The organism is Micromonospora sp. NPDC048930, from assembly GCF_043197935.1.
GTDB lineage: Bacteria > Actinomycetota > Actinomycetes > Mycobacteriales > Micromonosporaceae > Micromonospora.
Window position 1 is genome coordinate 1246512 of record NZ_JBICUB010000001.1, and the last position, 6453, is coordinate 1252964.

General features: G+C 69.1%; 5 protein-coding genes. 1 reads left to right on the top strand and 4 read right to left on the bottom strand.

Going from position 1 to position 6453, the window contains the following annotated elements:
* Positions 1-86: 86 nt before the first annotated feature.
* Both ACGFI9_RS05340 and ACGFI9_RS05345 read right to left on the bottom strand, forming a co-directional pair.
* Positions 87-3104, bottom strand: a complete 3018-nt coding sequence (locus ACGFI9_RS05340) for a M36 family metallopeptidase (protein ID WP_393175166.1) — start codon at positions 3102-3104, stop codon at positions 87-89.
* Between the two features lie 483 nt (positions 3105-3587).
* Entirely contained in the window at positions 3588-4736 is a 1149-nt protein-coding gene (locus ACGFI9_RS05345; RefSeq protein WP_393175168.1) for an RNA-guided endonuclease InsQ/TnpB family protein, read from the bottom strand.
* Positions 4737-4759: 23 nt separating this feature from the next.
* Between ACGFI9_RS05345 and tnpA the strand changes: the two genes are divergently transcribed.
* Positions 4760-5191, top strand: coding sequence for an IS200/IS605 family transposase (gene tnpA / locus ACGFI9_RS05350; protein WP_393175170.1), 432 nt, complete (start codon positions 4760-4762; stop codon positions 5189-5191).
* A 109-nt stretch (positions 5192-5300) separates the two neighbouring features.
* Here the strand turns inward: tnpA and ACGFI9_RS05355 are convergent, their stop codons facing one another.
* A complete protein-coding gene (locus ACGFI9_RS05355; protein ID WP_393175172.1) occupies positions 5301-5819 on the bottom strand; it encodes a DUF5946 family protein in 519 nt (172 codons plus the stop codon).
* 152 nt (positions 5820-5971) lie between these two features.
* The coding region (locus ACGFI9_RS05360; RefSeq protein WP_393175174.1) for a DUF5946 family protein at positions 5972-6453 on the bottom strand (482 nt) is incomplete at its 5' end.

The window sequence follows — 6453 nt, forward strand, 5'->3', positions numbered from 1 at the left end:
CGAGCGACCCCCGCTGGCCGCGTTGGGGTGGTGGCGTTTCGCTGTCCGGCGGCCACCACCCCGCAGCGGTTTGACCTGTGGTCAGGTCATCTGGTGTCGGTCGCGGTGAGGGTGAACGGCACCGCGGTGCCCAGCCACAGCTGGCTGAGGACGTACCGGGTGCCGCTGGGGATCGTGCCGGACTCGTCGGCGGCGGAGGAGGCCGCCGAGCCGAGCAGGGTGCACGACTCGTCGTAGAAGTACAGGTCGAAGTCGTACGGGGTGGCGGTGTCGCTGTGTACGTAGGCCTCGTGGGCGCCGTCGCCGAAGCTGTCCGGCAGCTTGGTGACCCAGCCGTCCGCGCCCTGCGCCGGCGCCACGGGCACCGCGCAGGCGGTCTTGAAGGCGGTGGCGGTCACGCCCGTGGCGTCGTCGGCCGTGCCGGTGGACGGGTTGCCCGTGATGATCAGTCCGGTCTCGGTCACCGGCGCGTCCGGCGGTGACGGCGGCAGCGGCTCGACCCCGGTGGCGGTCTGCGAGAACACCTGCAGCTCGGCGGTTTGCACGTCCGTCTTGGTTTCGCCGAGCGCACTGTCGGTCCAGAACCGCACGTACTGCGCCTGCACCGGCTTGGGCAGGGTGAACTGCTTGTAGTGCAGGTCGGGCGCGGTGGGTCGGGGCGTCTGGTAGCCGAACCCGTCGGCCTTGGTCAGGACGGTCTGCCAGTTCGTCCCGTCGGTGGAGGTCTGCAGGGTGAACCCGCGCAGTCCCTCGAATCGGGCGGTGGCGAAGGCGCTGACCTGGACCGACGTGATCTGCGCCGGGGCGGCCAGTTTGATCACCGCGTTCCCGGTTCCCGCGCTGGCCTTCCAGCTGCTGGCCTCGGTGTCGTCGATCAGTCGCCCGGCGCCGGTCGCGGTGGCGGAGACGACGGTGGCGCCGTTGGCGGCCGAGGCCAGGTTGGGCGGCAGGGCGAACCGCAACGCCGAGGTCTTGCCGGCGGTGACCTTGACACCCGGGAAGGTCCGGGCGCCGAACCCGTCAGCCGCGATCGTCACCGGATAGGTGCCGGCGGTGACGGGTGCGGAGAAGCCGCCGTCCGCGGACGAGGTCCGCAGCGGCGTGACCCGCGCTTCGAACACGCCGAGCATGATCCTCGCGCCGGGGATCGGCTTGCCGGTGGCGGCGTTGACGACGGTGCCGGTCAGGGTGCCGTTACCGGCCGGGTTCACCTGCTCGTACGAGGGGGTGGGGTCGGTGTCGTCGCCGCCGTCGCTGGCGGCGTGCAGGCCCAGGCCCCGCTTGGCGAACGCGCCGAAGACGACGTCCACGAGCGCGGCGTAGTCGGAGCGGCTGTGGTAGCGGTTGTCCAGGGCGGTGCGGATGGCGTCGCGCATGTCGATGAAGGACGGGTCCGCCGGGGACAGCGGCATCGCGTCGGTGATCATCCGGGCGGCCATCTCACCGCCGGTGGTCTCGCCGTAGCGGGCGACGAGGGCCTTGCGCATGTCCCACAGGGTGGCGGTCCAGATCTCTCCGTCGGAGTGGACCTCGGGGCCGCCCAGGTCGTATCCGAGGTCGCCGTAGCCGGTGGGGTTCTGGTCGTAGCTCCAGTTGCGGATGCCGCGTTCGGTGTTGCCGGTGGCGTACTGGCCGACCACGGCGGTGGTGGCGAGCTTGCTGCCGTAGAGATGGTTCAGCGCGTACCAGTCGCCCCAGCCCTCCCCCATGGAGCCGGACTGGTGGGTGTTGAGGGCGTTGTCCTCGCCGCTGACGTACCGGTTGGACAGCCCATGCGCGTACTCGTGCTCGATGACGGAAGCGTCGAAGTTGCCGTCCGCGTACGGTCCTTCAAAGCTGTCGTTGATCGGCTCCCACAGGAACATCCCGCTCCAGGCGGGGATGCCGTCGGGCAGGGTGAGCATGTAGGCGTTGTCCCGGCCGGTGTAGGTGGGTGCGCCCCCGGTGGCCGCGCCGGCGTGGACCAGCCCCAGGACCGGGTCGCCGCCCTGCCCGCCGTTGCCGCCGTTGTCGACCTGGAAGTTGCCGGCGGACTCGGTGAAGCCCAACGCGCGGAACTCGTCGTGGATGCGGTTGTGGTGCCAGAACAGGTTGGTCGCCGCCGGGTTGAGATCGAGGGCGTAGGACGGCGGCACGGACTGGCCCTTGCTGCGCGCCCAGTTCGCCTCGTAGGGGTAGTTGAACTGGGCCGTCGGGCTCACCGGCCGGGGCCCCTGGTCGGCGGGAACCAGGAAGTTCGAGTAGTTGGCGTACGTGTTCGCGTTGTTGCCGAACGTCGTCGGGCCCGCCAGGCCCGTCAGCCCGGTCGGGTCGACGTACCCGGAGGGAGACTGGGCGGTCGGCCCGAAGGATTTGATGACCGGGCTGCCGCCGGCCGGGGCTCCCGGGTAGTTCTCGTAGACGGCGCCCTCGGCGTCGTGCGCGACCAGCGACGCCTGGTACAGCGTCTCGCCGGTCGCCGCGTCAACAACCGTGTCCCAGGCCTCGTCGAGGGCCTTGATGAACAGCACCCGGTAGGCGGGCCGGGCGCCATCGCGGGTGGGGAACGCCGACTTCTGGACATAGGACTCGGCGGCGAAGGGGCCCTTGGCGAACACCTGGAAGCCGGCCCGGTCACCAACCGGCTGAGCCGTGTAGACCAGACCGGGGGCCAGCTTGCCGGCCAGACCTTCCAGCACCTGGGCCGCGGAAAGCGTGTGTGTCGCGAGCAACGCCCCGCCGCGCGCGGAATTGCCGGCGTAGGAGAGGACCCGCCCATCGCTGGCCACGGCCACGCCGAGACGCCCGCCGCGCACGGCGGGCAGGCCCGCGTAGGTCTGCGCGAAGTTCACCACATGTGTGCCGGTACCGACCAGCTCGTGGTCCCGCACGACAGTCAGCGACGCGACATCCGCCGCGGTGAGGCCGAACGCATCGCGGTTGGCGTCGATGAAGGCCCGGGCCACTGACACGGAATCTCCCGGGCGCGGCCCGGTGAGCCAGCCACCGTCCTTGCGGATCGTGCGAGGCGTACCGAACCGGCCGTCCCAGCTGACCCGCGTGCCGGCGCCGGCGCCGGCAACCAGCTCGCGCACCGCCGCCAACTGACTGTCGGTGGGCCGCACGGGTTGTGTCGTACGGCGGGTATCAACCCGGTCGATCCCCGGCGAGCCGACGTCAACGACGGCCGAGGCGACCGAAGGACTGACTGCGAGAACCAAGGCCACCGCCGTCCCGAGCGCGAGCGGTCGACGAATACCCATCGAGACTCCTTATCGGGTCTGTTCCTGCCTGCGCCCGTGCCGGTGCTGGCTACTGTCGTTACAGACATCGACGAAGAGGGCTCGATCGCAACATGAGCGGCGTGCGGGGGCCCGACACAGGCGGACGGCGTCCGGACGGTCGACGAGCGGACATCGGTGGCGCGACGTGCCGCGACCTGCACTAACCCAGCGTGTCGTTGGATGGCTTCGAAGTCCCGGCGGCGGGGTACGTGCGATTCATGGGAGTGGGCGACTACCGGCCGAGGCGGGCTTCCCTCCCTCTGTCAGCTTCTCGGCCCTGAAGGGGCCGAGCTTGCAGATCGTGGTCGGTGCTGGCTGCATCGGTCACGCCGCGTGCGGCAGGCTGACTGCTGCCCAGTCCGTAGCACCGCGTGTGGCGATGTTGCGGGCTGCGTTCACGTCGGCGTGCTCAGCGAAGCCGCAGGACGTGCATCGGAAGGTGGTTTGGTTGGGGCGGTTGGCTTTGGCGATGTGCCCGCAGGCGGAGCAGCCCTGCGAGGTGTACCCCGGGTCCACGTGAACGAGAGCTATCCCGGACCGGGTCGCTTTGTAGGCGATGAACTGGCCGAGTTGGTGGAACGCCCACGAGTGCAGAGTGACCCGCTGGGGCCGTCGGAGCCGTACCCGGTCGCGGATGCCCGTGAGGTTCTCCAGGGCGATACCGCAGCCGGTGCGTTCAGCCTCGGTCACGATCTGCTTGGCGATGCGATGGTTCGTATCGGCCGCGAACCGGGCTTCCTTACGCCGGCGGGCCTTCAGCAGCCGCTTGGCCGATTTGGTGCCGACGCGCTGAAGTTTGGCCCGCAGCCGCTGGTTACGGTGGCGCACCCGGTTCAAGCCCTTGCCGCTGTGTCGGGTGCCGTCGTTGGTGGTGGCGATGTTCGCGATGCCCAGGTCAACACCGAGGAACCCGTCAGGCTCTTTCACCTCGACATCCGGGATGTCGCACGTGGCGTACAGGAACCACTTGCCGTCGCGGCACACCAGGTCGGACTCGCCCCGCCGGTGCGCCACCAGGGTTGCATACTGCTGCTCTGAGCAGCCGAAGCGGATGCCGGCTTGTCGGCCCGCCGTGGTCCAGATGGAGATTGTGCGGGTCTGCATCTGCCAGGACAGGCAGCGGTCGTCGAACGGTTGCGCGGCGTCGCGGCGGAACCCGATCGGCTTCGACTCGGCCTTGCGGCGGCGTTTCGACCCCGCCTGGCCGAGATTGCCGGCACGGATGTTGGCTTTCAGGGTGGCGTACGCACCGGCAACCTTGCGGGCAACGTGGATCGCCGGCTGGGCCGACAGGCCCATCGCCTTCAGGCGGCCGTAGGTGAGTCGCTGAAGCGCTTGCTTCGCGTAGACCCGTCGCTGGAATGCCTCAGCCGAGGCAAGGTTCGCGGCCTCGTTGCACATGTCCAGCGTCGCCCGAAGCGCCGCCTCCTGGGCGACGTCCGGGTACAGCCGAACCTGCACCACGATCTTCACGTCCACAGTGTACCATCTCGTCTATGTCACCACGATGGACTCCAGACCCGGACGTTCGCCGTGGTCGTAGTCTCGTCTACAACCTGCACGTTCATCTTGTCTTCGTCACCAAGTACCGGCGGGACGTGTTCAACGACGCCATGCTCACCCGGTGCGGGCAGATCATGGCCGACGTGTGCGACAAACTCGGCGCGCAACTGCGGGAATTCAACGGCGAAGACGACCACGTCCACCTGCTCGTCCACTACCCGCCGAAACTGCCGATCTCGACCCTGGTCAACCGACTCAAGGGCGTGTCCGCGCACTACCTGCGGCAGGAGTTCACCGGCCGGATCAACCGGCACATCATGCACGGCCACCTGTGGTCACCGTCGTACTTCGCCGGATCATGCGGCGGAGCGCCCCTCACCGTCATCCGCGAATACATCGAAAGCCAAAAACGTCCAGGCGCGTGACGCGATTCCTCCCGGCCCTGAAGGACCGGGATTCCTCGCTAGATCACGTTGAGGCCCTGGCCGGCAGCGGGGATGAATTCACATCCATCGCGCGGGACACGCCGTTCGTTCACGCCGGACGCCCGGTGACCCGGTGCGGGACGAGCAGATGGTTCCAGGCCCGGACCTGGGCGTGATGGTCCGACCAGGCGTCCCACACCGAGCGAGCCCACTCTGCGGCCAGGGCCGCGTACTGGCTGGGTGGCGCTTCGAGCAGGTGCCGGTGTGTCAGGACTCCATCGAGATCCGGTGTCGCCAGGGGGGTGAAGATGTTCGGACGGGTCCGCATCATCTCCTGGTGCATGATCGACCCCTCCGAGACCGGCTGCCCGCACTCCAGGTAGAGGTCCATGGTCATCAGGCAGAGCGCGGTGGTCTGCACCCCGATCCGGGTGCTCGGGTCGGCATGCAGGCACGCGTACGCATCGACGACATATTGCCTGCAGCCCAGCAGGTCCGGTGCGTAGAACGCGGCCTGCACCACCCCGGCCTCGGCCGCGCACTCCCCCGTCGCCGCCCGGTCGGGCGCAGCCGGCAGGCCTCGGTCGGTGTGGGCCAGGCCGCATCCAGGGCAGATGATCAGGCTCATGTGGCCTCCAAGGCAACGCGTCGAGGGGTCGACGATGGTCTGGACGTACGGTGGCCCGTCCACTGCCTGCCGGACCTTGGCGGACCCGGCGGGGCCGCGGCGACGGACCTGTGAGGACCGGTATTCCATGGAGCGCGGCCGGGCGCCCAATATCACCCGGCGTCCAACAGGGCGTCGGTCCACACCCGGACTGTGCCGTGTTGGTGCTCCCAGGCGGACCAGACGCAGCCCGGCCAGTCCGCGAGGCTCGGGACAAACTCGTCGTCAGGCAGGTTCCGCAGCACCGGGACGGTCAGTTCCCCGTAGTGATCAGGCGGCGTGAGCAGGGGCCAGTCGTCCATGCCGAGTATGGGCAGGACGCTGGCGCTGACGCGCTGGCGCAATCGCTGCACCTGTCCGGCGGGGATGCCGCGCTCGATGCGCGCACACAGCGCCACCAGGTGCACCGCGATCGAGGAACGCTGCCGCCGGTCGCTGTCGGCGCCTCCCGTGTGCTGGGTCGCGAAGCAATCGACGTGGGACGGTTGCGCTGCGGCCGGGGTTGCGTCCACTGGAGTGGTGTACGACTTGCCCGTGATGGGCGTGTTGCGTAGATAGGAGGCGGCCATCGCGTGATCCTTCGAGACGACCAAGT

What these genes read in the sequence shown, in the direction of transcription:
- ACGFI9_RS05355 (WP_393175172.1), bottom strand. Translation starts at nt 5,819, where the DNA reads ATGAGCCTGATCATCTGCCCTGGATGCGGCCTGGCCCACACCGACCGA.
- tnpA (WP_393175170.1), top strand. Translation starts at nt 4,760, where the DNA reads ATGTCACCACGATGGACTCCAGACCCGGACGTTCGCCGTGGTCGTAGT.